The following is a 25,719-nucleotide window of genomic DNA, read 5'->3' as shown; positions in this document are numbered from 1 at the left end:
CCGCGCAACCGCGCCCGGCCCGCTGCCCCCTGCGTTTGCCTTGCCCCGTGCGCTGATGAGGGCGGGCGCCTATTCAGCGTGCTTCTGCCGCCCTCGCGCGTGCCCGCGTACGAAGTCGAGCACGTCGCGGAGGTGCTCCTGATAGTGCTCGTAGGTGTCGCCCGCGACAAGCTCACGCGTCAGCACCGGCGTCCGCTCCAGCAGGTCGACGAGGCGCTGATGGGTTTCCTCAAACTCCCGCTGGACTTCGTCGAGCGGCTCGTCGTGATGCCGGGCAACGATCTCGGCGTTGATGCGGTCGACGTCGGCCTCGTCAATCGGCTCAGGCTCCTCGCCGCGTTCCAGCGCCTGGATCCGTTCCATGAGGATGCGTTCCCAGCCGGTGATGTGGATCATCATGTCCTTGAACGACCAGGTGCCGACGGTGCCGGGATCGGTCAGTTCCTTGGCGCTCAGCCCACGCAAGGCGTTGCGCAACTCGACCCAGGCCATCTGCACATCGCGCAAGATTGCCGCGCGCTCCTGCTGACTGATTGCCATGCTGTTCACCCCCTCCCTCTGTACCCACATACGCAAGACAGGATACCAGCTGGGGGAGGCGCGCGACGGCGAGGACTGGACAAGCCCGCGGCCGTGCTGCAGGCTATGCTGGGCAAGGCGGCTGCGTGAGCCGGAAGTGGGGAGACATGACTAGGCACGAGCTGGCACAGTGGATCGCGGCGGTGGAAGCCGAGATGCGGGCGGTGATCGATGGCGTGGCCGCGGCTGGCGGCATCGGGCAGACACCGAGCTTCCCGCTCTACGACGCGTTAGCCTACCACCTGGGCTGGCTCGACGAGGCTGGCCAGCCGCTCGACCGTCCGGCTGGCAAGCGGCTGCGCCCGCAGCTCTGCCTGCTCTGTTGTGCCGCAGCCGGTGGCGAGCCGAGCCAGGCCGTGCCGGTTGCGGCGGCGATTGAGTTGCTGCACAACTTCACGCTGATCCACGACGATATTCAGGACCGCAGCCTGCTTCGTCGCCACCGTCCGACGATCTGGGCGCGCTGGGGGGCATCCCAGGCGATCAATGCGGGTGATGCGCTCTTTGCCATCAGCGAGCTGGCGTTGTTGCGGGCCGCTGCGCGACCGAGCGTTGCGCCCGCGCTCGTGCTCGAACTCCTCCACGCGTTCAACGACACGACGTTGCGCATCGTCGAGGGGCAGGTGCTGGATCTCGACTTTGAAGCGCGGGACGAGGTTAGCGTCGACGAGTACTGGCAGATGATCCGGGGCAAGACCGCGACGCTGCTGGCCTACGCTGCCTGGGCTGGCGCTGTGGTGGCTGGGGCTGATCGCGAGCGGGCGGAGGCGTTCTGGGCGTTTGGCGAGCGACTCGGGCTGGGATTCCAGGTGCAAGACGACTATCTGGGCATCTGGGGGCAGACCGAGCAGACCGGCAAGGTGTCGGCCGACGACCTCCGCCAGCGCAAGAAGACGCTGCCGGTCGTGCTGCTGCTGGCGCGCGCGGCCGAACGTGACCGCCAGGTGCTCCAGGCGCTCTGGTGCCGTCAGCCGCCGCTGGACGATGAGGCGATCGCGGTGATGCTGGACCTCCTGGCGCGCTACGAGATCGAGCAGGCGATGCGGGGAATGGTCCGCCAGCTCCACGACGAGGCGCAGGCGGCGTTAGAGCGCGCGGCCGAGCCGGGAGCGGCCCGTGATGCGCTGACAGCGCTGCTGAGTCAGCTGGCTGAGCGCTCAGCCTAGCGCCGCAGCGCGTCAGTGGACGGTCAGGCGCGGCAGGCCCGTGAGCCCGTACTCGCGCTCAAGGAGGCGAAGCGTCGCCTCGACGAGACCGAAGGCGCCGGTGAGCATCATGTCGCCGAAGGGGGCGGCTTCGTAGTAGCCCAGGCCGCGGGCGAGGTGGCGGTTTGGCCCGGTGATGGCGACGAAGGGGAAGGAGCCGGCGGTGCGGTAGGCGGGGTGGAAGGCTGCGCCATGCCCGCCGCCGGCGATGACGTCCTCGTGGGTCAGCTGGCCATGCTGCAGCCGCTCGACGAGCCCGTTGAGCAGGTTGGCCGTGATGCCGCCGGTGTGGTGCTCGAAGAGGCCATAGACGGTGCCACGGCGCATGGCGATGGCGAAGGTGTGCATGTTGCCGATGTTGACGAGCACGGCGCCGTCCTCGGCGGCAGCAGCGGCCACGAGCGGGTCGCAGAGGCAGCCAAGCACGGCGGCCGCGCCGGTGTCCATGATCACGGCGCCGGGGATGAGCTGGGCGACGGCGTGCATGCGCAGCATGCCGGGCGGCGGCGTGCGAAACGCCATCTGGTAGGGATCGCCGCCGGCAGCGAGCAGGCGCTGGAGGAAGGCGTAGCGGGTGTCGTGGGTGTCGCGGCCCGGCGCATAGCCGTGATCCTGGACGGCGATCGCGACGATGGATGGGACGGTGACCTCGAAGGCGGCCAGCGCATGGCGCAAGGCTGGCAGGTCGACGTCGCCGAGCCAGACCGCATCGGCGTCGGGCGGTGGCGCCTCGACGAGCTGGATGCCCATGGCGCGCACGCGCTCCAGGTCGTTGTGGAGCGTGCGGGCGGCCGCGGCGGTGGCGTAGACCGGCAGGCCGGCGGCGCGGTGCGCCAGGATCGCCTCGCTGCTTGCTCCACCGCCCATCACGGTGCCGTAGAGGAAGAGCGGGCGCCCGCGGGCCGTGACAGCGCGGATGCGGGCAGCGACAACCTGCGTCTGCGCCGGCAAGACGAGCTTGGGGCAGTTCTCGGGCGTCTGCTGGGCGTCGTAGAGCCAGATGTCCTGAGTGCCCGCGCCCGCATCAAGCGCGAGGATGCGCACCGACGGCATGGGTGACCTCCAGCGGCACAGCGGCGGCGACGTCGACGACAACGTAGCGGGCGGGCTGGTCGCACGGGGCCTCGCTCCGGACAGGGGCCGGGACGAGGACGCAGCAGACGAGTTCCGGCGGGGCGAGGAAGCGCACAGGGAGCCAGGTTGTGCCAATGCCGTTGGTGACGTAGGCCAGCGTGCCGTCGATCCAGTGGAGCCCGCGTTCCCAGGTCGGCAGCGGGCGGTGGCGCACGCGGTCGAGCCACCAGGAGAGGTCGAGCGGGCTGAGGCGGCGCGTGGGGGAAAGCCGGACTTGCCCGCCGTGGGTATGGCCGACGAGGGCGAGGTGGGCGAACCCCGGCGGCAGCTCCGCGAGCGCTTGTGGCGCGTGAGCGAGGAGCACGCGCAGCGGCGGCTGTTCCTCGCGCAGCCAGGCCGGGTCGAGCCAGGCATGGCCGCTGTAGGGGTCGTCCAGGCCGGTGATCGTCACGGGGATATCGCGAATCGTGACCGTCTGCTGCTCGTTCTGCAGGACGGTCACGTCACGCTCTTCGAGGAAGTAGGCGATGCGCCGTGCCTGCGCTGCCCCGCGGATGTGGTCGTGGTTGCCGAGAACGGCGAAGACACGGGGGTGGCGGGCAAGCTCGTCGAAGACGTCGGTGGGGATGATCCGCCCGCCGTCGAAGTAGTCGCCGCCGAGCAGGATAAGGTCGGGATCCCAGTCGAGTGCTGCGGCGATGGCGGCCCGGGTGAGGGTGGCATTGAGGGGATGCCTTCCAACGTGGAAGTCGCTGAGGAAGGCGAGTCGCATGCCCATGAGGGCGTCGGGCAAGCCGGGGATGCCGAGTTCCAGCAAGTGCTGGCGCAGGCGACGCGGCTCGACCTGCCAGCTGTACCACCCGGCTGCGAGGAGGCTGGCAAGGCCGACTGCCGCGATGGCGACAGATCGCCAGCGTCGTGATTGGGTGTGTCGTGGTTGAGCCACCGCGCTCATCCTTTCTGCTCTCTGCCGGCGCGGCCCCTGCGTATACTTGCGCCGGAGTGGGCGCATGGCGGCGCCCCTGCAGTGCTGGAGTGTAGCAAGCCGATGAGTCAAGAGCGAGCAGCACGCCTGGGTGAGCATGCCCCAATTACCCAGGCCATGGAAGATTATCTGAAGACGATTTTCCAGCTGGAAGAGGAGCTGGGCGGGCGCGTGACCACCCAGGCGATCGCCGACCGGCTGGGCGTGCAGTGTCCGTCGGTGACGAACATGCTCAAGCGGCTGGCCGCGATGGCGCTGGTCGAGCACCAGCCCTACCGGGGCGTCGCGCTGACGCCGCGGGGCCGGCTGGTGGCGCTGGAGGTGATCCGCCACCACCGCCTGCTTGAGCTCTACTTGACCCGCGCCCTTGGCTATAGCTGGGATGCGGTGCACGACGAGGCCGACCGTCTGGAGCACAGCATCTCGGAGGAGCTCGAAGCCCGGATCGACGCCGCGCTCGGTTACCCGGAGACGGATCCCCACGGCCACCCCATCCCACGGCCAAGCGGCGAGCTGCCGTCCTGCCCGGCCGCGGCGCTGGCTGACCTCGCGGGGGGAACCTCGGCGATCGTTGCCCGCGTCTCCGACCGTGAGCCGGAACACCTGCGGCGCCTGGCACAACTCGGCATCGCCCCCGGCACGCCGATCCAGGTGCTGCGTGCCGCATCCGGGCGGCAGAAGACGATGACGGTGGCGCTCGGCGATGCCGTCCACGAGCTGCCGCTGGCGCTCGCCCGCGACGTCTACGTGCGGCCAGTCGAGTCCTGAGCGGTGGTGCTATACTGGCTCCGGTGCGAACGTACGCAGGAAAAGGAGACGGGCCCGCAATGCGCTATGACCGCTGGCTTGAGCCGGAGCCGCTGCCTGACGAGACCTACCGCCTCACGCCGTTCCCGCTCCTCAGCATCGTCCTTTACCGCCGCGGGGTGCGGACGCCGCAGGATGCCGCCCGGTTCCTCGATCCCCGCCTGGAGCACCTGAGTGACCCGCTCGCCTTGCCGGACGCCGCCCGGGCCATTGCCATGCTCCGCCGGGCGATCGCCCAGCGCTGGCCCGTGCTCGTCTTTGGCGACTACGACGTCGATGGCCTCACCGCGACGGCGATGCTCACGCTGGCGTTGCGGCGCGCGGGGGTGCCGGTTCAGGTGCGCATCCCGAACCGGCTGACCGACGGCTACGGGCTGCGTCCCGACGACCTTGAGCCGATCCGCCGCAGCGGTGCGCGCCTGCTCATCGCCGTCGACTGCGGCAGTAGCAGCGCGGATGAGCTGGCGGCGCTCGTCGAGGCCGGCATCGCCTGCGTGGTCATCGATCACCACGTGGTGCCGGCGCCGTGGCCGCTCTCGGCTGTCCCGCTCGTCTCGCCGAAGCGGCCCGAGGCGCCCTGCCCGGGCTGCGAGCTGACCGCGGCCGGGCTGGTTGCCCAGCTCTTGCGTACTATCGTCGAGCCGGAGCTGCTGCCGACGCTGCTTGTGCTGGCCGCGTTCGGCACGATTGCGGACGTTGCCCCGCTCACCGGCGACAACCGCGTGCTTGCCCGGCTGGGCCTGGACGCGTTTGCCGAGGCCGCGCCGCTTGGCCTGCGCCGGCTGGCGACATTGGCCGATCTTGACCCCGCCAGGATCACGAGCCGGCAGGTCGGCTTCGTCCTCGCGCCACGGCTGAACGCGGCCGGGCGCCTCACCGACCCGCAGCTTGCCCTCGACCTCCTGCTGACCGACGACGAGGCGGAGGCTACGCAGCTCGCCCTGCGGCTCTGCGAGCTGAACGCGGAGCGCCAGCGGGCCGTTGCGCGCATGATCGAGGAAGCCGAGGCGCGACTCCAGGCGCTGCCTGCATTGCCGGAGGTGCTGGTGCTGGCGGACGAGCGCTGGCATGTGGGGCTCGTGGGCTTGCTGGCCAGCCGGCTGGTCGAACGCTACGAGCGCCCGGCGATTGTGCTGGCGCAGCAGAACGGCGTCAGCCGCGGCTCAGCGCGCAGCGTGCCCGGGTTCGACGTCACCCACGCGCTGGCCGCCTGCCGCGACCTGCTGCACACCTTCGGCGGGCACAGCGTGGCGGCCGGCTTGACCCTGCCGTCGCACCAGGTCGATGCCCTCCAGGCGCGGCTGGTCGCGCTGGCGCGGCAGCTGCAGCCGCAGCGGCGCCCGCGGCCGGTTCGCGAGCTGGTGCTCGACGCAGAGCTGTTCCCATCAGAGCTTGAGCTGCGGACGCTCGACCTCCTTGAGCGGCTCGAACCGTGTGGGCAGGGCAACCCCGCGCCGCGCTTCCTGCTGCGCAACGTCCGCCCGGTCGAGATCCGGCCCAGCCAGGATGGCCGGCATGTGCGCTTCAACGTGCTGGTTGATGGGCAGCCAGCGGCGTTCCCCTGCATCTGGTTCCAGGGGGGCAGTGAGCAGGACGTGCTTGCTGCGCCGCGGGTCGACCTGGCGCTGACGCTGCGGCGTGACGAATGGGCTGGGCTGGTTGCCCTGACGCTTGAGGTGCTCGACGTCCGGCCGGCGTCCTAGGCAGGGCGCAGCGCATGGCGTAGCGCCGCGACCCGCTGAGGGTCGACCGGGGCCGTGACCTGGCCCCCAACCTTGGCCCATGTGCCGACGATGCAGCCATCGACGCGGTCGCGGACTGCGGCAGCAAGGTCGGGCGTGACCCCGCTGCCCAGGTAGAGCCGGGCGGACGGGAGCGTGGCGCGCAGGCGGGTGAGGTCGGCCAACGCTGGCGGGCTGCCGGTCTCGGGTCCGGTGAGGATCAGCGCGTCAGCCCCGCCGCGGTCGAGCGTCTCGCGGGCGGCCTGCTCGAGCGACACCGGCGCGAGTGGCTGCGCATGCTTGACCAGCACGTCCGCCCAGATCTCGACGGGCGCCGCGAGCAGCCGCCGCTGGCGCATGAGTGTCGCCGCCGGGCCGGTGATCAGCCCCTGGTCAGTGACCATTACGCCGGTGAGCACGTTGACGCGGATGAAGGCGGCCTCGACCGCGACCGCGATGCCGAGCGCCGCCTCAGCGGCGTTGCGGAGCACGTTGATGCCGAGCGGCAGCTTCACCTGCTCGCGCACGGCCAACGCGACACGCGTCATGGCGGCGACGACCGCGGGCGGAACCATGTCGGCGAAGAATGGCCGGTCGCCAAAGTTCTCGAGGATGATGGCGTCGGCGCCACCAGCGGCGTAGGCACGGGCATCGGCGACGGCGCGGGCCAGCACCCCCGCCAGCGGCTCGCGGGCGAAGGGCGCGCCCGGCAGCGGCAGCAGGTGGACGACGCCGATCAGTGCAGGGCGTGGCAGTTCCATCAGACCCTCCCGGACGAGCGTGTGCCAGCTGAGGAATACTCTACCTGAGCAGAACGGAGGCGGGGCAGGAGCAGCGGTGGGGTGGGCGAACCGAGAAAGGGGGCAACGATGCACCAGCCACGTGATCCATTCCCCGGCCCATCTGCCAACGGCCACGCCAGCCCGACCGGCCAGCCGGTTGGGATGCGCCAGCGGCTCGAGCAACTCGCCAGGTGGCTGCGGGCGGCCGGCTTCTGGGCGTACCTGACGCCCGGCGCGTCCAACGAGTGGCTCGTCGCCTGCGACACGGCCGAAGGGCACCTCGACGTGCGGCTGAGCGATGAGGGCGTCGTCGTCGAGGCCTGGGACACGTCGCCAGGGCTGTTCTGGGACGTCGAGGACGAGCGCCGGCGGGCCGTCCTCGAACGCATGGCCCGGATGACCCTGCCGCGGCTGGCGCATGCCCTGCTCGGGCCAGACGCCGATGCCTGGTGGGACGAAGCCGACCACGGCGTTGGGCTGCGCCTGCGGCTTGTCCTACCGGAACCACTGGCCGAACACGCCCTGGCAAGCGCGGCCCGCGATCTCTTGAACGAACTCGGCCGCGACCTGGCCTGGCTTGAGCAGCGCTTGCTAGAGTAGCATCCTGACAGCGCTGGCCTCGGCCCGCACGCGTGGCGCACACCGGAACAGAAAGCGAGGTGGACAATGGCAGGCCTCGGGATCAGTGACCTGACGGTGGAGCAGTGGCGGCGGCTGCTCGCAGTTGCGCGCGGGCACGCCCCGGCCGACCTGCTGCTCCGCAATGCCCGCGTGGTCAACGTCGCGAGCGGCGAGATCGAACAGGCGAACGTCGCCATCGCCTTCGGCCGCATCGTCGGCGTCGGCGACTACGACGAAGGCGAACGCGAGATCGACCTGGCAGGCGACTACCTCGCGCCGTCGTTCATCGACGGCCATGTCCATGTCGAGAGCTCGCTGCTCTGGATCGACCAGTTTGCGCGCGCGGTCGTGCCCCACGGCACCGGCGCCGTCGTCACCGACCCGCACGAGATCGCTAACGTCGCAGGCGCAGCCGGCGTGCGGGCGCTGATGGAGGCGGCGCAGGGGCTGCCGCTGGGCGTCTTCTTCACCGTGCCCTCCTGCGTGCCCGCCAGCCCGATGGAAAGCCCCGGCGCGGAACTCCCGCCGCAGGAGATCGCCACGCTGCTCGCGGAGCCGGCCGCCGTTGCCCTCGGCGAGATGATGAACTTCCCCGGCGTGCTCGGCGGCGACCCCGACGTCTACGCCAAGTTGCGCTTGCCCGCACGCCGCCGCGACGGCCACGCCCCAGGCCTGAGCGGACGCGACCTCAACGCCTACATCGCCTCCGGCATGGCCTCTGACCACGAGTCCACCCGGCTCGAGGAGGCGCGCGAGAAGCTCCGCCGCGGGCTGCGCGTCATGATCCGGGAGGGCTCGACCGAGCACAACCTGCTCGAACTGCTGCCCCTCGTCACCGACGCCACCTACCCCCAGTGCTGCTTTGCCAGCGACGACCGCGACTGCGCGACGCTGCTGCACGACGGCCACCTCGACGCCGTGCTGCGCAAGGCAATCAGCGCGGGGCTCGAGCCTGTGCGGGCGATTCGCCTGGCCACGCTCAACACCGCCGAGCACTGGGGGCTGGACGGCTTTGGCATGGTCGCGCCGGGATACTGGGCCAACCTCGTCGCCTTCGACCGCCTCGACGAGATCCGCCCGCGGCTCGTGCTCTACCGCGGCCAGGTCGTCGCCGAAGATGGCCGGCCGACGTTCCAGACACACGCGCCGATCCCCGACGCATTACGGAACACCGTCCACATCGCCCCCCTCTCGCCCGACCAGCTGCGCCTGCCAGCCGCGGCCGAGATGGTGGCGGTGGGGGCAATCCCCGGGCAGATCGTGACCCGGAAAGTGCCGGTGCAGCCGACCGTGCGTGACGGCGCTGTCGTGGCCGACCCGTCCCGCGACCTGCTCAAGCTGGTCGTCGTCGAGCGGCATCACGCGACGGGGCGCGTCGGCGTGGGACTCGTGACCGGCTTTGGACTGCAACGTGGCGCGCTGGCCTCCTCGATTGCGCACGACGCCCACAACATCGTAGCCGTGGGCGTCGACGACCGGGACATCGTGGCGGCCGTCGAGGCGGTCGCGGCGATGCAGGGCGGGCTGGCGGCTGTGGCCGATGGGCAGGTGCTGGCCCAGCTCGCGCTGCCGGTGGCCGGGATCCTCTCGCCGGAGCCGCTTGAGGTGGTGGCGGCGCAGTACGAAGCCGTGGAGCAGGCGGCGCGCGCGCTTGGCTGCACGGCCCCAGCGCCATTTGGCCTCCTCTCCTTCATGGCGCTGTCGGTCATCCCCGAAGCGCGCGTGACCGACCGCGGACTCGTGCTCCTCGCCTAGCGCCGGCCCTGCGTGGGCACACGGCCGCTGCCTGCCCCAGCCGGGTGCCAGTCGCACGCCAGCTGCGCGTGTGTGCCGCACGCATTCCCCTTCTGACGCTCCCGTGCTGTTTCTGACGCACTTTCTGACGCTCGTGCGCCAGGGGAGCGTCAGAAGCATTTTCCGCATGCAGACAAGCATTTTCACCCTGCCACCTACAGTTTCTGACGCTTCTGACGCTCCTTTGCAGCACTTTTCTGGTCTTCATCTTCCCGCACGTACTTGGCCTGGGCCCGAGCACAACAACTGCAGGCGTGACGTGCCGCCGGTGCACAATGACGGGACGTCCGTCTGACGCGCTCGTGGTGGTTCTGACGCTCGTCTGACGCTCGTGCGCCAAGGGAGCGTCAGAAGCGTTTTCCGCATGCCGACGCGGATGTTTCCGTGGTTTCTGACGCTTCTGACGCTTCTGACGCTCCTTTGCAGGACTTTTCTGGTGTTCATCATGCCAGGCGTCTCGCGGGCCTGCCACCACGTCCAGCGGCTGCGCCGTCCAGCCCGCCTGCCCGCGACACGCACCGGCTGCGCCGGCTGTGCCGCCCGCCTGCTGGTGCACCGCCCCGCACCCGACCCGGTCTGACACCCCCGCGGATCGCTGCCACGTCTGCCACACGGCTGGCCGGGCAGCTGCCCGACCGACGCGCCTGACACGCCCCCTGTTTTTGACGCCCTGCTGACGCACTTCTGACGCGTTTCTGACGCCCCTGACGGTGAGGAGCGTCAGAAGCATTTTCGGCTTCCTGATGCGGAACATGACACGCCACCCCCGAGTTTCTGACGCTTCTGACGCTCCTTTGCAGGACTTTTCTGGTGATGCCGTTCGCTCAGGACAGCTCCCCGTGCATTTCGGATCGTGCCATACGCTCGGCTCAGGTGTCAGCCATGCATGTTCGGGCAGTGTGCGGGGCGAGGGGAGTCTGCCCGCTTTGCCCGCGTTCGCCGTGAGCAAGGCCGTGTCGCCTGCGCCGGGCTGGGTGTCGCGGCGTGGTGTACCGGCGCGTGGGTGCCTGCAGCCCGGCAGCAGGGCGCGTCAGCCTGTGCTGTTGACGGGGCCAGGGCAGAGACGACGCGGCTGCTGCATGCTGGGCCACGTGTGGGCAAAGCGGCTGCTATGGGCTGGGGCAGGGGGTGAGCGAAGCAGCGGCTGCATACCGGGCAGGGGGGAAGTGAAGCGGCTGCTATGGGCTGGGGCGGGCGTGACGCGTCGTCTCCGCTGCCACCGGCTGCGCCCCCGGCAAGCGGGGAGGGGCGGCACGGCGTGGGGCGCTGGCGCTGGCTGCGCGGCGTGCTGGAGCGTGGTGAGCGCGGCCTCGCTGCTTCCCGGCGCGTGCGCGTGCTGGCTGCGTGGCCTGTCGGGGAGCGGCGGGCGCTGCGTGTGGGCGGCGGATTCTGGTATACTCACCACGGATCGCGCAGTGGGGCGCCGTAGCCAAGTGGCAAGGCAGGAGTCTGCAAAACTCCGATCGGCGGTTCGAATCCGCCCGGCGCCTCCGCTTCTTTGTCTCAGGCCCGGCAGCAACCGCTACGATCTGGGATCAGCCCTCAGCTGAGCGTGCTGTATCCCGGCGCCGCACCACCGGTGGCCGAGACGCTGCTCCTCTGGTACTGTCCGGCAGCCGGAGCTCATAGACGCTCGCCCGCGCCGTCAATCCCTGGCCGACGGCCGATCCGCTCCCTCCGAAAGCGTTCACGCTCCCCGCCGGTATCCGCGACTCCCGGTACCGGGCGTCCACGCTGGGTGTCGTCTGCACGCGCACGCTGGCAGCCGAATGCGACGGGGAACAGCACCAGGCCCAGACTCGTGACACGATCCCCCCACACCGCTGGGCCGGGAGGCGGGCATGATGCCGTCTCGGTTCGTCCGTGTTGGGCCAGGCCGGTTCGCTTGCCCCAGGCCTGGAGGCGAGCATGACGCCGTCCAGGCGCTTGCCGGTTGCTCATCAGTCTGGCTTGCGCGCGGACGACCGTGCGTGCGAAATTTCCCAGCTGATCACGCGCCCGGTCGGGCTGCCTGTGCTTCGCTCGGGGCAGCGCCGTCAGGACGCGAAGGCGTGTGTGCTGAGGTTGAACGTCAGCCGCGTGCCGTTCTCGCGCTCAAGCGTCACGATATCCCCGGCAACCCCCACGACCGTGACCCACTGCTTGTCGCCGTTGGGCACCCGGAAAACCCCGTCAATCCGGAAATCGGTGCCGGTGTCATCGGCAGCACTCGTGAGGACGACGGCGGCGTAATCACACGGTCCGCTCGGCGGGTTGGACGGCGTGGTCACCGTCGTGCTCACGCAGCCCGCGTAGACCCCAATGTACCGATCATGCCAGCGGCCCGCATAGGCGTTCTGATCGACGAAGAAGCCGTTGACGGTGTCGGGGAGCGGAGCGCCGTTGGTTGGCCCAGTGATCCCTTCGATGCGACATCCGCCCTCAGGGCCCGCCACCTTCCCGGCTGCCTGCTCCGGCGTGCAGGTTGGTCGGGCCCACGGGGTAGGCGCCGTGTGGGGGAACGGGATCTTCGGGGGACGTCCGTCGGGAGTCGGCGTCGGAGCGGTTACTGTCGGCAGAGCGGCCGCGCCCTGCGGGGCCGTCATGGTCGGCGTTGGGGCTAGCGCGGTGGGGGAGGCAGCCGCTCCGAGCGGCGCCGCTGACCTGCTCGCCGGCCTGGGCCACGCCAGCACCACGCCAAGGGTGAGCGCGGCCAGCAACACCAGCCCGACGAGCCCTCCAATGATCGACTTCATCAGTGCCCCCTATCTGAGCAGCTTCCATGAGCCAGTCTACGGACAATTGGTCGACTGGCTGGCGAATTTAATACAGAGCGAATACGAGATCGACGGGAAATACGCATTCAAGTCCTGCCAGGCTTGGTCGCTGGTAAGCCCTTGTGTAGTATTCAGCGGACCTTCCAAATACATTGGCCGGGTTGCCTGCTCGATCCAATACCACTGACTCGCATTGACCTCATAGTAGACCTCCGGTGTACCCTCGGCAAGCGTCCACCCCCAAGCGAAGTTGTAGTAATCTCCTTTGTTGAAGTTCGAGTTATTCGCTGCATAACATACCCAGTTGGTTTGATCACAGCCGTCAGCACTGCCATAGTCGACATAAAGCGGTCCCCCAGTGCTGCTGTAGCCGCTGTACCAGTCGTACACTTGATTGGAGTAAACGTCGAATCTACTCCACGTTTCGATATCGGCACCGCCCCAGACCATGACCTTTGTGGTGACCGCCGTGGCATAGTTGCTCACGCTCTTGACTGTGTTGGCAAATGCCGTGCCGTTCGTCGCGTTGAAGTAAAGCGAGTTGTTCGTGCCGACTACGAGGATCAAGGAGCCGTTTCCGGGATTGCACCTGGTATAGCCGTTGATGAAGCTCTCGGCAAGGTTGACAATGGTGCTTTGGGGATACCATACGCCATTAAAGAGCTTGTGTTGTGTCCCGTCTGGATTGAGCCCGCCGAAGTCAAGGATTACCATACTGTGGGCGCTATAGGTCCTGTCGTGATTGGCCTGGTTACACCCGAGGCTGTCAAGGAGCGAAGGGTTATTCCCGTCAACGTAGAAGCTCCAACTTGTCGGCGGCTTAGCGCTGGCGCGGGCTGGTCCAGGAGTGAGGGCAAGGGGCAGGGTGAGTAGACTCATGAGGGCGAGCGCTCTCCAAAGTCGCCTGTCGCTTCGGAGTTGCCATCCACGCATTTGCCCTCCTTGCCCTTAAGCTGAAGACGATGGTGCCTAACAGAATATCACCTGAGCAGCTACGCTGCCAACAGCGCCAACCTTCCTGCAGGCTCTGCCCCCGTTGTCCGCTGCTCTGCTCCTGGCATGGCCAGGCCATGGTGGCGTAGCTGCGCCGGTTCGTCTCTGCGCTGCTGCACGCCATGTTCGAGTCTGTTCGTCGCCAGGGCTGGCTCGGCCGGAGCCCGCTCGATGTCCTGGATCCCCATACCGGATGACGCTGCTCAGCGGTTCGAATCCGCCCGGCGCCTCCGCTTCTTTGTCCCAGGCTGTCGCTGGACTGCCGGCATCCCCCTCAGTGCTCCCAGAGGGCGCGGTCATGGACGCGGCACCAGCGCCAGCGGCCATCCTGGCAGGCACAGCGGAAGCGCACCCATTCCGGCTTCTCCGGTACGAACGCAACGACGTAGCGCACGCCGCAGACCACACACCGCCGCGGCCGCCGGTGCTCCAGCGTGTCGTGCGCGGCGGCAGGACCATCCGGTCGCGGCGCTCCGGCAGCCGTGGCGGGCGCGGGCGTGCCAGGCTGCGGCACTGGCGTATCAGGCGGTGGTGCGGCAGCGGCTGGTGGGTGGGCCGGTGTGGCCGCGTGACCGGCAGCCGGCTGGGCGGGAGCGCCGGGCAGCGTGCGATTATGGGCAGGCGCAGCATCACGTGCGGGTGCGACGTCGTGTGTACTGAACGGGCGCTGCTGGCCGTACGATACTGCCGTATCAGATGTATTGAGTAACGCTGAATAATCGGATGCTACTACCGCATCACCTGATCGAGACGGCAGCTGGCGGGCCGTGTGGGCGAAGGTGCCGGTGCTGCTGTCGTGCGTGCGCGGAGCCGGGGTGCCTCTACCGGGGGCAGGCGGCGTGGACGGCGTGTCGACCTGCTGGTGCTGAAGACCAGAAAAGTCCTGCAAACGAGCGTCAGAAGCGTCAGAAGCGTCAGAAGCCACGGGAAGATCCGCGTCGGCATGCGGAAAGTGCTTCTGACGATCCCCTGGGGCATGAGCGTCAGAAATGGCTGGGGGAGCGTCAGACGTGTCAGAAGGACGCAGGGGCTGGGGCGTGGCTGTGGCGCTGGTCGGGTGCGCACCGGGCTGCCCGTGTGTGCTCGAGGGGGCTGTATGGAGGGCGAACGCGGGGTCGAGGCGGCGGTTATCCTGCTCGCATGTGCGCGAGGGGGCTGACGTCAGCGTGGATGCGGGGTCGCGAGGGCGGCCGTCCTGCTCGTGTGTACGTGAGGAGGCTGAAGCCGCCGGGATGGTGCTGACTCCTGCGGGGTGATGCACACCAGAAACGTCGTGCAAAGGAGCGTCAGGAGCGTCAGAAACTCCGAGGGGGAGCTGGATTTCCTTGTCCTGATGGGCAAAGTGCTTCTGACGCTCGGTGAGGGTGGGTGCGTCAGAAATGACGGTGGGTGCGTCAGACGCGTCAGAAGGCCAGGGCGTCTGCCAGGCTGGCCGTGTATGCGCCTCCGCTGGCGAATGGCTGTGCGATTGGGCGGGCTGGCGGGCGCTGGCGGTGCCGGGTGTGCCGGTCGTGTCTGGCGAAGTGGCGCGCACCCATTCGAGGGTGATGGTGCGTGTGCCTCGTTTGTCGCGAGCGCGTGTCCAGGTGACGGCGAGGCCGCTGGCGCGCAGGGCTGGGGACTGCCGGCGCAGCTCGCTCGAGAGGCCGGCCGCGGTCTTGGGCCAGGCGCGCAGTCGGGCACGGGTGCGTTGTGTCTCCTCGTCGGCGTCGGCGTTGAGCGCGTCGAGCAGGCACTGCGCCGTGCCCGACCAGGACACGCGGCGCTCCATGAACGCAAGCACGGCTTGCGACACCGGCGAGAACTCGAGTGCGGTACCGGCGGCGCCCGCACGGTTGTCCTGGTACCGTTCGAGGAAGCCGCTCTCTGGGCCGAGTGCGGCGGTGGCCCAGATGGCGAAGTCGGCCATGCGCGGCAGCCAGCTGAGCGTGACCTGCTCGCGGGTGCGCACGGCCCGGCTGACGGCGTCGCAGAGTGCGCCGAGGATCAGCGGCCGCGCCGCCTCAAACGCTGACCAGAACGCGGCCTCGGGCTCACGCTCCGCATCGCTGATGACCGGGCACGTTACCTGAACTGAACGGTCGAGCAGATCGGGCGCAGTGACGACGTCGACGACGGCGGTGATGAGAATTGGCCGTTGGGCGACCAGGATGGTCTCTTCGTTGTCGGAGTAGAGCTCGCGGGCGGCGAAGCCAGCGCCGGTTGCGAGGCGGCAGAGGGCGTCAGAGAGCCATTGCGCGAAGCGGCTGGCGTTATCCAGACAGATGATCCAGCTATTGTGTGCCGTGATGGCCAGGTCGCGGGTGTCGCGTGGCTCGGCGCGCACATCGGCCTGGTTGGGGTCGACCAGCCGGCGCAGGACGCGGGCGGTCGTGGTCTTGCCGGAGCCCTGCTCGCCGCCCAGGGCCAGGACGGGGTAGGGCCCGCGTGGGGCGAAGGCCATGACCAGCCAGCCGAGGACGAGCGGCCAGTCTGTCGCGGCGACGTTGAGGAAGGGGCGCAGGAGTTCGAGCGAGCCGCCGGGCACGGGTTCGGGCAACGGCTCCATGCCGCGCGCCCGGCGAAACTTCACCGGCGGCGCCGGCACCACGCGCCAGCCATCCGCGGTGATCTCGACGGCTCGCCAGTGGGCATCGGCCAGGTCGAGGTAGACGGCGCCGTCGTGTTCGGCGATGCGCACAAAGACAGGGTGTTCGGCACCGGTGAACTTGGCGTCGGCTTCGAGGATCGTGGTGGCGTCCTGGAGGGACTGCGCGCTCGCGGCCCGGCCGGTCTGGAGGTAGAACTGGCGGGCGAGCCACTCGCGGAAGTGGCGGGAGCGGATCGGCCAGTGCTCGTGGTGGTCGTTGACGGGGATGGTGGCCCAGGCGGTGCCGTCTGGCGCATGCCAGAGTTCGGCTGTGCGGCCGATGCGCACGAGGTGTGTCGCGTGGGACGCACGGGCGTGCTCGTCGGCAGGTCCGGCGTCGGCGGCGTCGGCGGTGATGGTTGGTGGGATTGGCGGAACAGGCGGCTCGTTCGGCTCAACTGTAGGATCCGGCAGCGGCCAGGGCGCGGCGGTGGCGAGCAGCTGTTCCACGTCGGCGCGGGTGTGTCCTGCGGCCAGGTAGTCGGCGGCATCCCCGCCGGGTGGGGCGTCGGGCCAGCGGATCTGCCGGATGGCGGAGCAGCCGAGGGCGTGGAGCCGGGCGGCGATGCGGGCCATGTGGTCGTGGCCGACGGGGTCGTGGTCGGGCCAGAGGTAGACGGTGCGGTCGCGGAGGGGGGCGAGGGCGGCGTCGCTGGGGGTGGCGCTGGCGCCGGTGACGGTGCCGACGGCGGGCAGGCCGTGCTGGCGGAGGGCGTCGGTGGCCTTTTCGCCCTCGCAGAGGATGGCGAAGGGGCTGGGGCCGAGCTGGTCGATGCCGTAGAGGGGGAGGGCGGTGGTGGGGCGACCGGCGAGGCCGGGGGCGCCGTCGGGGGTTTCCCACCAGAGGCGCTTGCCGGTGGGGGTGTCGCGGCGGCAGTGGACGGCGACGAGCTGGCCGGTGGCATCACGCACCAGGTAGCGGGTGACCACGCCGGCCTCCTGCTCGGCTGGGGCACTGCCCCCCACCGGCGGCGCCACCGGCGCGGTCGGCGCAGCACCGCTGGCAGCACCGCTGCCCCCCGCCGGGGCCGCCGGCGCAGCACCGCTGGCAGCACCGCTGCTTGCCAGGGCAGCCACACCGCTGGCAGCTGACGCAGCCGGGGCATTGCCCCCTGGGTTGCGGCCCGATCTGGAGGGCGTGGCGGGGGTGGCGGGCCAGAGGCCGCGGGCGCGCAGGGCGGCGAGGACGGCGGCCTGGGGGCAGCCGGCGTGGCAGTGGACCAGCAGGTGGTCGCCTTGGAGGGTGAGGCTGAGGCTGGGGTGCTGGTCGTCGTGGGCGGGGCAGTGGGTGCGGCCGGAGCCGCGCTGGGCGGTGCGGTGGCAGGGGCAGCGGGGGTTGGGGCAGGTCAGGGCGGCGAGGAGGGCGGAGGCTGCCAGGGGAGCGGTGGTGGAGTATACTGAAGGGTATCCGGGGGGCATTCCCGGGATCCTTTCGTGGTGGGGGCCGAGCTGGGGCGCGCTCGGCCCCTTCTGCTGCACGGCGACTCCGGCTGGGGCGCGGGGTGGGGTGGGGCCGGAGGGGACGGGAAGCGGGCTGCGGGGTGGTCGTGGGAAGGGAGAGGTTGTTCCCCGGGTGTCCCCACCGTCTTCCCGTTCCTGTTCGGAGTGTAGCAGGTGTTCGAGGGGAATGCAAGCTAATGTTTTGACATAACATGCTGAATGGAACGAGAGGGGGTGGTGCGGTGGAGCCGAGGAGTGGGGGCGGGCGTGGGGCGTGGGGGCGCGTGCTGGGCGCGACAGCCGGGCGTGGGCGCGTGCGCCCGGGGCTGGGGCGGTCGCTGCGAACCGGCGGGGCTGGCCGCGGCGGCGGGCGGTTATGACGGTACTACACGCATGGTGACGGGGCGGGGTGCGGGCGTGGGTTGCGCCGTTCGGCTCACGGCTCGTCGAGGGGCTGGCGGCCCTGGAAGCCCGCGTCCAGCTCGTGCCAATACTGCACCGTCGGCTCGTCGACTTTCCAGCACAGGTAGACGGTGCGCCCCTCGCGCAGACTCGGGAAGTCGACGAGTCCGAGGTCGAGGTCTTTGATCTCGACGCCGAGTTCGTGGATCGCCCGGATTTTTTGCCGGATTGATTGGATCAGCTGGTACAGTTCGATATCCCGATGCACCAGCTCCGGGAGATGGCCGTTGCCGTGCGCTTTCCATTGCAGCTGCAACGCCTCCTGCGCTGCCGCATCCAGTTGCCGCTTCTCCGTCTGCAGCGCAATCAGCAGTCCACGGAGCCGGGGCACTAAGGCTCGTGCCTCCTCCACGGTGAAGTAGCGGCGTGGCTCGCGCGTCTCGTCTGCCGTCATCACGCACTCCTCACCAGCGCATCTTGCCTGGAGTGTGGCACGCCCCGCCGCTGTTCGTCAACGCCGTTCGGCATCCTCGCCGGGGGCTGCGCCCGGCCACGCGGCTCCCGGCTTGCCTGAGTCCGTACGCGGGGTTCGGCGCCGCGCCGGTGCCGTGCTGCGGTGTGGCCTGCCCCGTGTTCTGCCACGGCGTGGTCCGGGTGTGCGCTGGCGGCCGCTCTACCCGCCACGCCCCGGCTCAAGTACACTGAGCCCAGCCCTCCGGCGGGCCGTTTGGCGGCTGGAGGGCGCTGCATGCCGTGGGGCGAGGAGACGCGGGAGCGGGTATGGCACAGAAAACGGCGTTGATTACCGGCATCACCGGGCAGGACGGTTCGTACCTCGCAGAGTTCTTGCTGGCACAGGGCTACCGCGTCGTCGGGATGCAGCGGCGCACCAGCACGGAGACGGTCGGGCGCATCGCTCACCTCCTCGACAAGATTGAGCTGGTACAGGGCGACCTGCTCGATCAGTTGTCGCTTATCGACATTCTGCAGCGCTATCAGCCGGATGAGGTCTACAACCTTGCGGCACAGTCGTTCGTGCCGACGTCGTGGCAGCAGCCAGTGCTGACCGGCGAGTTCACGGCCCTCGGCGTCACGCGCATGCTCGAAGCCATCCGGCTGGTCAAGCCTGATGCCAAGTTCTACCAGGCGAGTTCGTCAGAAATGTTTGGCAAAGTGCGCGAGGTGCCGCAGCGGGAGACCACGCCCTTCTACCCCCGTTCCCCCTATGGCGTCAGCAAAGTCTACGGCCACTACATCACGGTGAACTACCGGGAGAGCTACGGCCTGTTCGCGGTCTCGGGCATCCTCTTCAACCACGAATCGCCCCGGCGCGGGCTCGAGTTCGTCACCCGCAAGGTGACGCACGGCGTCGCCAAAATCAAGCTGGGCCTGGCCAACGAGCTGCGCCTGGGCAACCTCGATGCCCAGCGCGACTGGGGCTACGCGCCCGACTACGTCCGCGCCATGTGGCTGATGCTCCAGCAAGACCAGCCTGACGACTTCGTCATCGCCACCGGGCGCACCCACTCAGTGCGGCGGCTGTGCGAAATTGCTTTTGGCTGCGTTGGCCTGGACTGGCGCGACTACGTCGTCGTCGACCCAGCGCTGTTCCGTCCGGCCGAAGTCGACCTTCTCGTCGGCGATGCCAGCAAGGCGCGGGCGATGCTCGGCTGGGAGCCGACTGTCAGTTTCGAGGAGATGATCGAGCTGATGGTGGATGCCGATATCCGCCTCCTGCGCGGCGATAGCCCCCCACCCGGCATGATTGGCGCCCGGCTCTAGCATCCTCGGCCGCCAGTGCGCGTCGTCCCTGCCGATTCGTTGCAGGGCTTGACACCGTCACCACGGCAGTGCTAGCCTCACCCAGCACGATGGGTTGCTCTCGGAGATGGAGGAGGGGAATGAAGGCGCGCACCTGGGTGATACTCCTCACGCTCTTCGCCGTTCTGGTTTCTGCGTGTGGCGGTGGCGCGGCCACCCCAACGCCAACCAGTGGCCAGCGGCCTGCCGCGACTGCCACGTCAGCGGCGAGTGGGGCAGCGGCTGCCTCGCCGACGGCCGCCAGTGCGGGCACCACGCCGACGGCCAAGGGCGGCACCGCCCGGCTCGCGATGATCATGCCCGGGACGATTGAAGACGCCGACTACAACTTCGTCGGCTATCAAGCGCTGCAAGACCTCCACCGCACGCTCGGCATCGATGTCGCGTACCAGGAGCGGGTTGCGCCGGCCGATGCTGAACGCGTTGCCCGCGGCTTCATCAACGACGGCTACACGATCATCGCCTTCCACGGCGGCCAGTTTGTGACGACGGTGCAGAGCCTGGCGCCCCAGTTCCCGAACGTCACGTTCATCATGGAATCGGCCGGGCCAGCCCAGAACCTGCCGCCCAACGTCTGGAACATCGGCCGCCGCTTCTTCGAGGGGTTTTACGCGCTCGGGGCGCTCGGGGCACTGGCCACCAAGTCGAACAAGATCGGCATCGTGCTCGGCGTCCAGCTACCGGACTTCATCGCCGCGATCAACGCCATCAAGCAAGCGGTACAGGAGAACAACCCGAAGGCGACGGTGGTCTACACGTTCGTCGGCGACCAGAACGACCCGGTGAAAGCGCGCCAGGCGGCAGAAGCTCAGGTCAACGACGGCGTCGATTTCATCATCATGGTCGTCAACCTCGGCGCGCAGGGCGTCATCGAGGCGGTCAAGGGCAAGCCGGTGCTCATCACCACGTACTACACCGACAAATACAACCAGGCGCCGCAGAACATGGCGGCGTCGCTGCTGACCGACTTCTCGACGCCCTATGCGAACGTGGTCAAGAACATCCTGGCTGGCAAGCGCAGCGGCTACGAGGAGATGCGTCCGGGCAACGGCATGTCGCTCTCGCCGATCCACAACGTCTCGCCGGACGTGGCCGCGAAAGTGCAGGACATCTTCCAGAAGGTGGCCAGCAAGCAGATTCAGGTGCCGGAAGTGCTACAGTTGCCCAAGTAGCGGGCCGGCCTCACGCGACAGGAGCGCGCAGTGAGCACGCCGATCGTCGAAGTGCGTGACATCTGGAAGCGGTTCGGCGCCGTCACGGCACTCGCTGGCGCGAGCCTCGCCATCTACCCCGGCGAGATCCTCGTCATCCTCGGGGAAAACGGGGCCGGCAAGACCTCGCTCGTCTCCGTCATCGCTGGCCTGTACCATCCCGACCGCGGCGACATCCTGGTCGATGGGCGCCCCGTCCGCTTCGGCTCACCCCGCGACGCCCTGCGCTACGGCATCGCGCTGGTGCACCAGCACCCCGAGCTGATGCACAACATGACCGTGCGCGACAACATCGTCCTCGCGCGGCCGCGCCGTCGCCGCTGGGTGCCGCTCCTTGCCCCCGCTGACGACGTCGAGCGCCTTGCCGATGACCTGGGCATCCACGTTGCGCTCACGACGCGCGTCGCTGACCTCCCCGTGGCGTTGCAGCAGCGGGTCGAGATCGGCGCGGTGCTCTACCGGCACGCACGGCTCATCATCCTGGACGAGCCGACGACGTTCTTGACGCCCCAAGAGACCGACACGCTCTTCCGCATGCTCGAGGGGCTTGCCCAGCGCGGCATCACCATCGTCCTGATCACGCACAAGCTCAGCGAAGCGCTGCGCCTGGCTCACCGGCTCGCGGTGATGCGCAACGGGCAGGTGATCAGCGTTGTGCCACGGGCTGAGGCGCGCGATGACGTCCTCATCCAGCAGTTGATGGGCGGGGCCGCGCCTGAGGCTGTCCCGGCCGCTCCGACCGCCAGCCTGCCCGACGGCTCGCGTGCCGAGCCCGTGACCGTGCTCCGGGTTGACGAGGTCACGACCCGGCAGGAGGGGGCGCCGTTGCCCTCTCCCGCCTCCAGTTCACGGTCGCGGCCGGGGAGATCGTCGGTGTTGCAGGAGTCGCTGGCAACGGCCAGACCGAGCTGATCGAGGCCGTGGTCGGGGTGCGGCCGATCGAGCGCGGGCGCGTGGTGGTGCACGGCCGCGACGTCACCCGGGCCTCGCCGGCGGAACGGCTGCGTGCTGGGCTCGTGCTTGTCCCGCAAGACCGGCTGCGGGACGGCATTGTGCCAGCGCTTCGGCTGTGGGAGAACCTCGTGTTGGGCTTGCACCGCGATGTCTTCTCGCCGTGGCGACTTCGCCCGCAGGTTGGCCGGCAGCTTGCGCGAGACGCGATCCGCGAATTTGCGATCCGCGCGCCGCATCCGGATGTGCCGGTGAGCTATCTTTCCGGCGGCAACATTCAGAAAGTCGTGCTCGCCCGCAGCGCGCTGGCCGTGCGACGGCGCCCGCGCCCGGTGCTCATCGCGGCCAACCCGGCGCGCGGCCTCGACGTGCGTGCGACCGCTCAGGTGCATGCCTATCTCCGCAGCGTTGCCCAGCAGGGCGGGGGCGTGCTGCTGCTCTCCGAAGACCTCGATGAGCTGATGGCCCTCTGCACGCGCATCCTCGTGCTCTATCGCGGCAGCATCGCGGGCGTCTTCACTGGCCCGCCTTATGATCGCTATCAGCTTGGCGCGGCCATGCTCGGCCAGCATGCGGCGAGCGTGGGCCAGGCCGGAACGGAGGCGTAAGGTGACGGTGCCCGAGCCCTCAGCCCAGGTGACTGGCGCTTCTCCCGAACAGCCGACCGAGCCCCCGAGCGCGGCGGTGGCCACGCCGACCGGCCGTGGCCTGGCGGCATCGTCGTGGGTGTGGGTGCTCGCCGCCTACCTCGGCGCTCTGCTGGTCGTGCTCGTCGGCCTCGCCGTTGTCACCGTGCTTGCCGGCGCGAGCCCGGAGCGCGCGCTGACGACCGCGCTCCGTGACTCGTTGCTGACCACCGCGGGGCTCGCCCAGACGCTCAACCGCATGACGCCGTTGCTGCTCGCAGCACTGGCCTTTTCCCTGGCCTATCACGTCGGCCTGTTCAACATTGGCATGGATGGGCAACTCTACGCCGGGGCGATCCTCACGACCGGCCTCGGGTTTCTCCTCGGCACTGCCCTGCCCGCCATCCTGCTCGTCCCGCTCCTGCTGCTCGCTGGCGGCCTCGGCGGAGCGCTCTTCAGCGCGCCGGCGGTGCTCCTCCGCATCCGCTGGGGGGTCAACGAAATCTTCACCACGGTCATGCTCAACTTCGTCGCGCTCTACCTTGTTGAATATCTCTGCACCGGGCCGTGGAACGATCCCATAGCCGGTGAGGCGATCACGCGGCCATTGCCGTTCCGCGCGGCCCTGCCCTTGCTGTTGCCAAGCGGTGGCGGGCACAGCGGTATCGTGCTTGCCGTGCTGCTCGCGGTCGCGCTCGCGTGGTTCCTCTCTCGCACCGTCTTCGGCCTGGAGGTGCGGAGTGTCGGCGGGAATCCGCGGGCGGCGCGCTTTGCCGGCATCGCACTCGCGCGGATCCAGATCACGGCCTTCTGCGTCGGTGGCGCGTTGGCCGGGCTTGCTGGTGCGATCGAAGTGCTGGGCGTGTACCACCGCTTGCTGGTGGGCCTCTCACCGAACTACGGCATCATCGCGATCCTGGTCGCGGTGCTGGGGCGCAACCACCCGCTCTGGCTCATCCCGGCGACGTTCCTCTTCGCGGTGCTGGTTGCGGCCTCTGATTCGCTGCAGCGCACCGCTGGGTTGCCCGCCAGCGCCGTGCTGATGATTCAAGGCCTTGCCGTACTCGTGGTGCTGGTCATGGAAGCCGTGCGCGCGCGGCGGGCACGCTTCGTCGTCTGAGGGGAGTGGTGATGGACTGGTCGCTCTTCGTCGATCCAAGCCTGTTCCGGCTCACCCTCGTGGTCGCTGCGCCGGTGTTGCTCGCGAGCCTCGGCGAGGTGCTCATTGAGCGCTCGGGTGTCTTAAACGTCGCCATCGAAGGCATGATGCTGCTCGGGGCGTCTGCGGGCTTCCTCGCTGCCTACCGTGCGCAGAGCAACGGCGTTGGCGTGCTCGTGGCGATGGCCACGACCGCACTGGTGGGGCTCGTGCTGGCGGTGTGCTGCGTCAGCTTGCGGGCGTCGCAGCTGACCGTTGGGCTTGCGCTCTTCGTCTTCTCGGTCGGCTTGTCCTCGTTGCTCTATCGGCTGGTCATCGGCGTGCGGACACTCACGCCCAAGGTCACGACGTATGGCGCGTGGGCGACCCACGGCCCCGGGCTCGTGAGCTGGCTTGGCCGGTTGCCCATCCCGGTCTACGTCGCGCTTGCGCTCGTCGTGCTCGTCCACGTGGTGCTCTTCCACACGCCCTTCGGCTTGCGGCTGCGTGCGTGTGGCGAGAACCCGCTGGCGGCTGAAAGCCACGGCATCCCCGTCTTCGCGTTCCGCTACGGCAGCGTGCTGGTCGGCAGCGCCCTGATCGGCGCGGGTGGCGCGTTGCTGCCCTTGCTGCTCACAGGAACGTACACCGACCTCATGGTCGGCGGCCGCGGCTGGATCGCCCTGATGCTCGTGATCTTCGGCCGCTGGACGCCGTTTGGGGTTCTGCTCGGTGCCGTCCTCTTCGGCTACGTCGAGGCCCTGCAGTACAGCCTCACCCTGCGGTTACCCCACGTGCCGCCCCAGTTCTTGCTGATGATCCCCTACCTCTTCGTTATCATTGTCGCGCTGCGGGCCTACCGCGGCGCCCAGGCACCGGCCGCGCTGATGAAGCCCTACGACCGGGAGCAGCGCAGCTAGCAGCCTGCCGCTGCCGCAGACGGCCTTAGCGGGAGACGAGTTCGGCGAGGCGGAGGGTGGCGGCGAGGAGGACGTTGGCGCCGGCGGCGATGTCCTCGGGCGTGCTGGCTTCCTGCTCGCAGTGGCTCAGCCCACCCTGACTGCGGACAAAGATCATGCCGCTCGGGCAGCAGTCCTGCATGTACTTGGCGTCGTGCCCCGCGCCCGACCATAGCCGCTGAAACGGCATGCCAAGCTCCCGCACCGCCGCTTCGATTGTCTCTTTCACCGCCGGGTCAAACGGCGTCGGCTCGCTCGTCCAGAACCGCTCGATGCTGATGCGCACGCCCTCGGCTGCCGCAACCTGCTCGGCTCGCGCGTGCAACTGCTCCACCAGCCGGTCAAGCAGCGCGGCCTCCGGGTGCCGGAAGTCGACGCTAAAGCTGACGCGCCCGGGGATGACATTGGTGACGTTCGGCTCGACGACGAAGCGCCCCACCGTCGCCCGGGCGTCCGGCCCGGCCTGCCGCGCCAGCTCCCGTGCGGCAAGCACGAGGTGCGCGGCGGCCTGCAGGGCATCGCGCCGGCGAGCCAGTGGCATCGTCCCCGCGTGTGCGCTCTGCCCCTCGACGATGACCTGGCACCAGGTGATGCCGATAATCCCTTCGACGACGCCGACGGGCACGCCAGCCTCCTCGAGCACCGGCCCTTGTTCAATATGCAGCTCGAGATAGGCATGGGCTGGCCCGGGACGCTGCGCCGGATCACCGCAGTAGCCGATCCGCACGAGTTCATCGCCAAACGTGCGCCCTTCGCGGTCAGCGCGGCCGTAGACGAACGCCTTGGTGAACCGTCCGGTGGCCGCGCCACTGCCGAGCATCGCTGGCTCGAACCGTGCGCCTTCCTCGTTCGTCCAGTTGACGATCTCGATGGGACGACGCGTGACGGCGCCCGCGTCGTTGAGCGTGCGCACGACTTCGAGCGCGGCCAGCACGCCCAGCGCGCCGTCGAAGCGGCCGCCCTGGCGAACCGTGTCGAGGTGCGAGCCGAGGCGCACGGGCGCGGCTGCCGGATCGCTGCCCGGGCGGCGCGCCAGCATATTCCCGAAGTCGTCGACCTGCACCGTGAGGCCGGCTTCTGCCAGCCAGCGGGCAAGCAGGTCACGGGCGGCCTTGTCCTCATCACTGAGCGCAAGCCGCGTCACGCCGCCGCCCGCTGTCCGCCCGATCTGAGCCATCGTCTCGAGACTCGCCTGCAACCGCGCGCTGTTGATCCGCACGCCTCG

General features: G+C 69.2%; 21 protein-coding genes and 1 tRNA gene. 12 read left to right on the top strand and 10 right to left on the bottom strand.

What is annotated here, in order from left to right; all coding sequences use genetic code 11:
• Positions 1-69: 69 nt before the first annotated feature.
• A complete protein-coding gene (locus tag N675_RS11010) occupies positions 70-540 on the bottom strand; it encodes a ClbS/DfsB family four-helix bundle protein (RefSeq protein ID WP_038039951.1) in 471 nt (156 codons plus the stop codon).
• Between the two features lie 146 nt (positions 541-686).
• On the opposite strand from N675_RS11010, the gene N675_RS11005 reads away from it, so the two are divergent.
• A complete protein-coding gene (locus N675_RS11005; protein WP_038039950.1) occupies positions 687-1,745 on the top strand; it encodes a polyprenyl synthetase family protein in 1,059 nt (352 codons plus the stop codon).
• 12 nt (positions 1,746-1,757) lie between these two features.
• On the opposite strand, the gene N675_RS11000 is transcribed toward N675_RS11005, so the two are convergent.
• Together N675_RS11000 and N675_RS10995 are read right to left on the bottom strand one after the other, a co-directional pair.
• Positions 1,758-2,837, bottom strand: coding sequence for a DUF1786 domain-containing protein (locus N675_RS11000; protein WP_038039949.1), 1,080 nt, complete (start codon positions 2,835-2,837; stop codon positions 1,758-1,760).
• Positions 2,809-3,804, bottom strand: coding sequence for a metallophosphoesterase (locus tag N675_RS10995; RefSeq protein ID WP_038039948.1), 996 nt, complete (start codon positions 3,802-3,804; stop codon positions 2,809-2,811). Before N675_RS10995 ends, N675_RS11000 begins: the two co-directional genes overlap by 29 nt.
• Positions 3,805-3,906: 102 nt before the next feature.
• Here N675_RS10995 and N675_RS10990 point away from each other — a divergent pair, with 102 nt between their 5' ends.
• On the top strand, positions 3,907-4,611 hold the full coding sequence (locus tag N675_RS10990) for a metal-dependent transcriptional regulator (protein WP_231578023.1): 705 nt from the start codon (positions 3,907-3,909) through the stop codon (positions 4,609-4,611).
• A gap of 59 nt (positions 4,612-4,670) precedes the next feature.
• A complete protein-coding gene (recJ, locus tag N675_RS10985; RefSeq protein ID WP_038039947.1) occupies positions 4,671-6,353 on the top strand; it encodes a single-stranded-DNA-specific exonuclease RecJ in 1,683 nt (560 codons plus the stop codon).
• Here the strand turns inward: recJ and N675_RS10980 are convergent.
• Complete coding sequence (locus N675_RS10980; RefSeq protein ID WP_051914664.1) at positions 6,350-7,132, bottom strand: BtpA/SgcQ family protein; 783 nt, start codon at positions 7,130-7,132, stop codon at positions 6,350-6,352. The two genes, recJ and N675_RS10980, sit on opposite strands and share 4 nt — an antisense overlap.
• Before the next feature lie 108 nt (positions 7,133-7,240).
• Between N675_RS10980 and N675_RS10975 the strand changes: the two genes are divergently transcribed.
• The 3 genes from N675_RS10975 (at position 7,241) to N675_RS10960 (ending at position 11,058) form a co-directional block, all read left to right on the top strand.
• Entirely contained in the window at positions 7,241-7,753 is a 513-nt protein-coding gene (locus N675_RS10975) for a hypothetical protein (RefSeq protein ID WP_051914663.1), read from the top strand.
• 66 nt (positions 7,754-7,819) lie between these two features.
• Positions 7,820-9,529, top strand: a complete 1,710-nt coding sequence (ade, locus tag N675_RS10970; RefSeq protein WP_051914662.1) for an adenine deaminase — start codon at positions 7,820-7,822, stop codon at positions 9,527-9,529.
• A gap of 1,458 nt (positions 9,530-10,987) precedes the next feature.
• Positions 10,988-11,058, top strand: a tRNA-Cys gene (locus N675_RS10960).
• Positions 11,059-11,191: 133 nt separating this feature from the next.
• On the opposite strand, the gene N675_RS14380 is transcribed toward N675_RS10960, so the two are convergent.
• The 5 genes from N675_RS14380 to N675_RS10930 all read right to left on the bottom strand — a co-directional run bounded on the left by N675_RS14380 (position 11,192) and on the right by N675_RS10930 (position 18,242).
• A complete protein-coding gene (locus N675_RS14380) occupies positions 11,192-11,509 on the bottom strand; it encodes a hypothetical protein (protein ID WP_156100880.1) in 318 nt (105 codons plus the stop codon).
• 95 nt (positions 11,510-11,604) lie between these two features.
• Entirely contained in the window at positions 11,605-12,003 is a 399-nt protein-coding gene (locus N675_RS14375; RefSeq protein WP_156100879.1) for a hypothetical protein, read from the bottom strand.
• A gap of 336 nt (positions 12,004-12,339) precedes the next feature.
• Positions 12,340-13,203, bottom strand: coding sequence for a hypothetical protein (locus N675_RS10950; protein ID WP_156100878.1), 864 nt, complete (start codon positions 13,201-13,203; stop codon positions 12,340-12,342).
• A 388-nt stretch (positions 13,204-13,591) separates the two neighbouring features.
• The gene (locus tag N675_RS13785) at positions 13,592-16,876 is read right to left on the bottom strand and encodes a hypothetical protein (protein ID WP_156100877.1); all 3,285 of its coding nucleotides are present in this window, start codon (positions 16,874-16,876) and stop codon (positions 13,592-13,594) included.
• A gap of 946 nt (positions 16,877-17,822) precedes the next feature.
• Positions 17,823-18,242, bottom strand: a complete 420-nt coding sequence (locus N675_RS10930) for a DUF2203 domain-containing protein (protein ID WP_038039938.1) — start codon at positions 18,240-18,242, stop codon at positions 17,823-17,825.
• 326 nt (positions 18,243-18,568) lie between these two features.
• Here N675_RS10930 and gmd point away from each other — a divergent pair, with 326 nt between their 5' ends.
• The 6 genes from gmd to N675_RS10905 all read left to right on the top strand — a co-directional run bounded on the left by gmd (position 18,569) and on the right by N675_RS10905 (position 24,455).
• Positions 18,569-19,570, top strand: a complete 1,002-nt coding sequence (gmd, locus tag N675_RS10925; RefSeq protein ID WP_038039936.1) for a GDP-mannose 4,6-dehydratase — start codon at positions 18,569-18,571, stop codon at positions 19,568-19,570.
• A 119-nt stretch (positions 19,571-19,689) separates the two neighbouring features.
• The gene (locus tag N675_RS10920) at positions 19,690-20,781 is read left to right on the top strand and encodes a BMP family protein (protein ID WP_038039935.1); all 1,092 of its coding nucleotides are present in this window, start codon (positions 19,690-19,692) and stop codon (positions 20,779-20,781) included.
• 30 nt (positions 20,782-20,811) lie between these two features.
• Positions 20,812-21,732 (top strand): ATP-binding cassette domain-containing protein, encoded by a 921-nt coding sequence (locus N675_RS13770; RefSeq protein WP_051914658.1) that lies wholly within the window; start codon positions 20,812-20,814, stop codon positions 21,730-21,732.
• The gene (locus N675_RS13765; RefSeq protein WP_081887069.1) at positions 21,687-22,379 is read left to right on the top strand and encodes an ATP-binding cassette domain-containing protein; all 693 of its coding nucleotides are present in this window, start codon (positions 21,687-21,689) and stop codon (positions 22,377-22,379) included. The genes N675_RS13770 and N675_RS13765 overlap by 46 nt, the downstream gene beginning before the upstream one ends.
• Position 22,380: 1 nt before the next feature.
• Positions 22,381-23,517, top strand: coding sequence for an ABC transporter permease (locus N675_RS10910; protein ID WP_051914656.1), 1,137 nt, complete (start codon positions 22,381-22,383; stop codon positions 23,515-23,517).
• Between the two features lie 11 nt (positions 23,518-23,528).
• Entirely contained in the window at positions 23,529-24,455 is a 927-nt protein-coding gene (locus N675_RS10905) for an ABC transporter permease (protein WP_038039934.1), read from the top strand.
• A gap of 25 nt (positions 24,456-24,480) precedes the next feature.
• Here the strand turns inward: N675_RS10905 and N675_RS10900 are convergent, their stop codons facing one another.
• Positions 24,481-25,713: a Zn-dependent hydrolase gene (locus N675_RS10900; protein WP_038039933.1), complete on the bottom strand. Its 1,233-nt coding sequence runs from the start codon at positions 25,711-25,713 to the stop codon at positions 24,481-24,483.
• Between the last annotated feature and the right edge of the window lie 6 nt (positions 25,714-25,719).

Source organism: Thermorudis peleae, from assembly GCF_000744775.1.
Classification (GTDB): Bacteria; Chloroflexota; Chloroflexia; order Thermomicrobiales; family Thermomicrobiaceae; genus Thermorudis; species Thermorudis peleae.
This window is presented reverse-complemented; position numbering and strand designations above follow the sequence as displayed.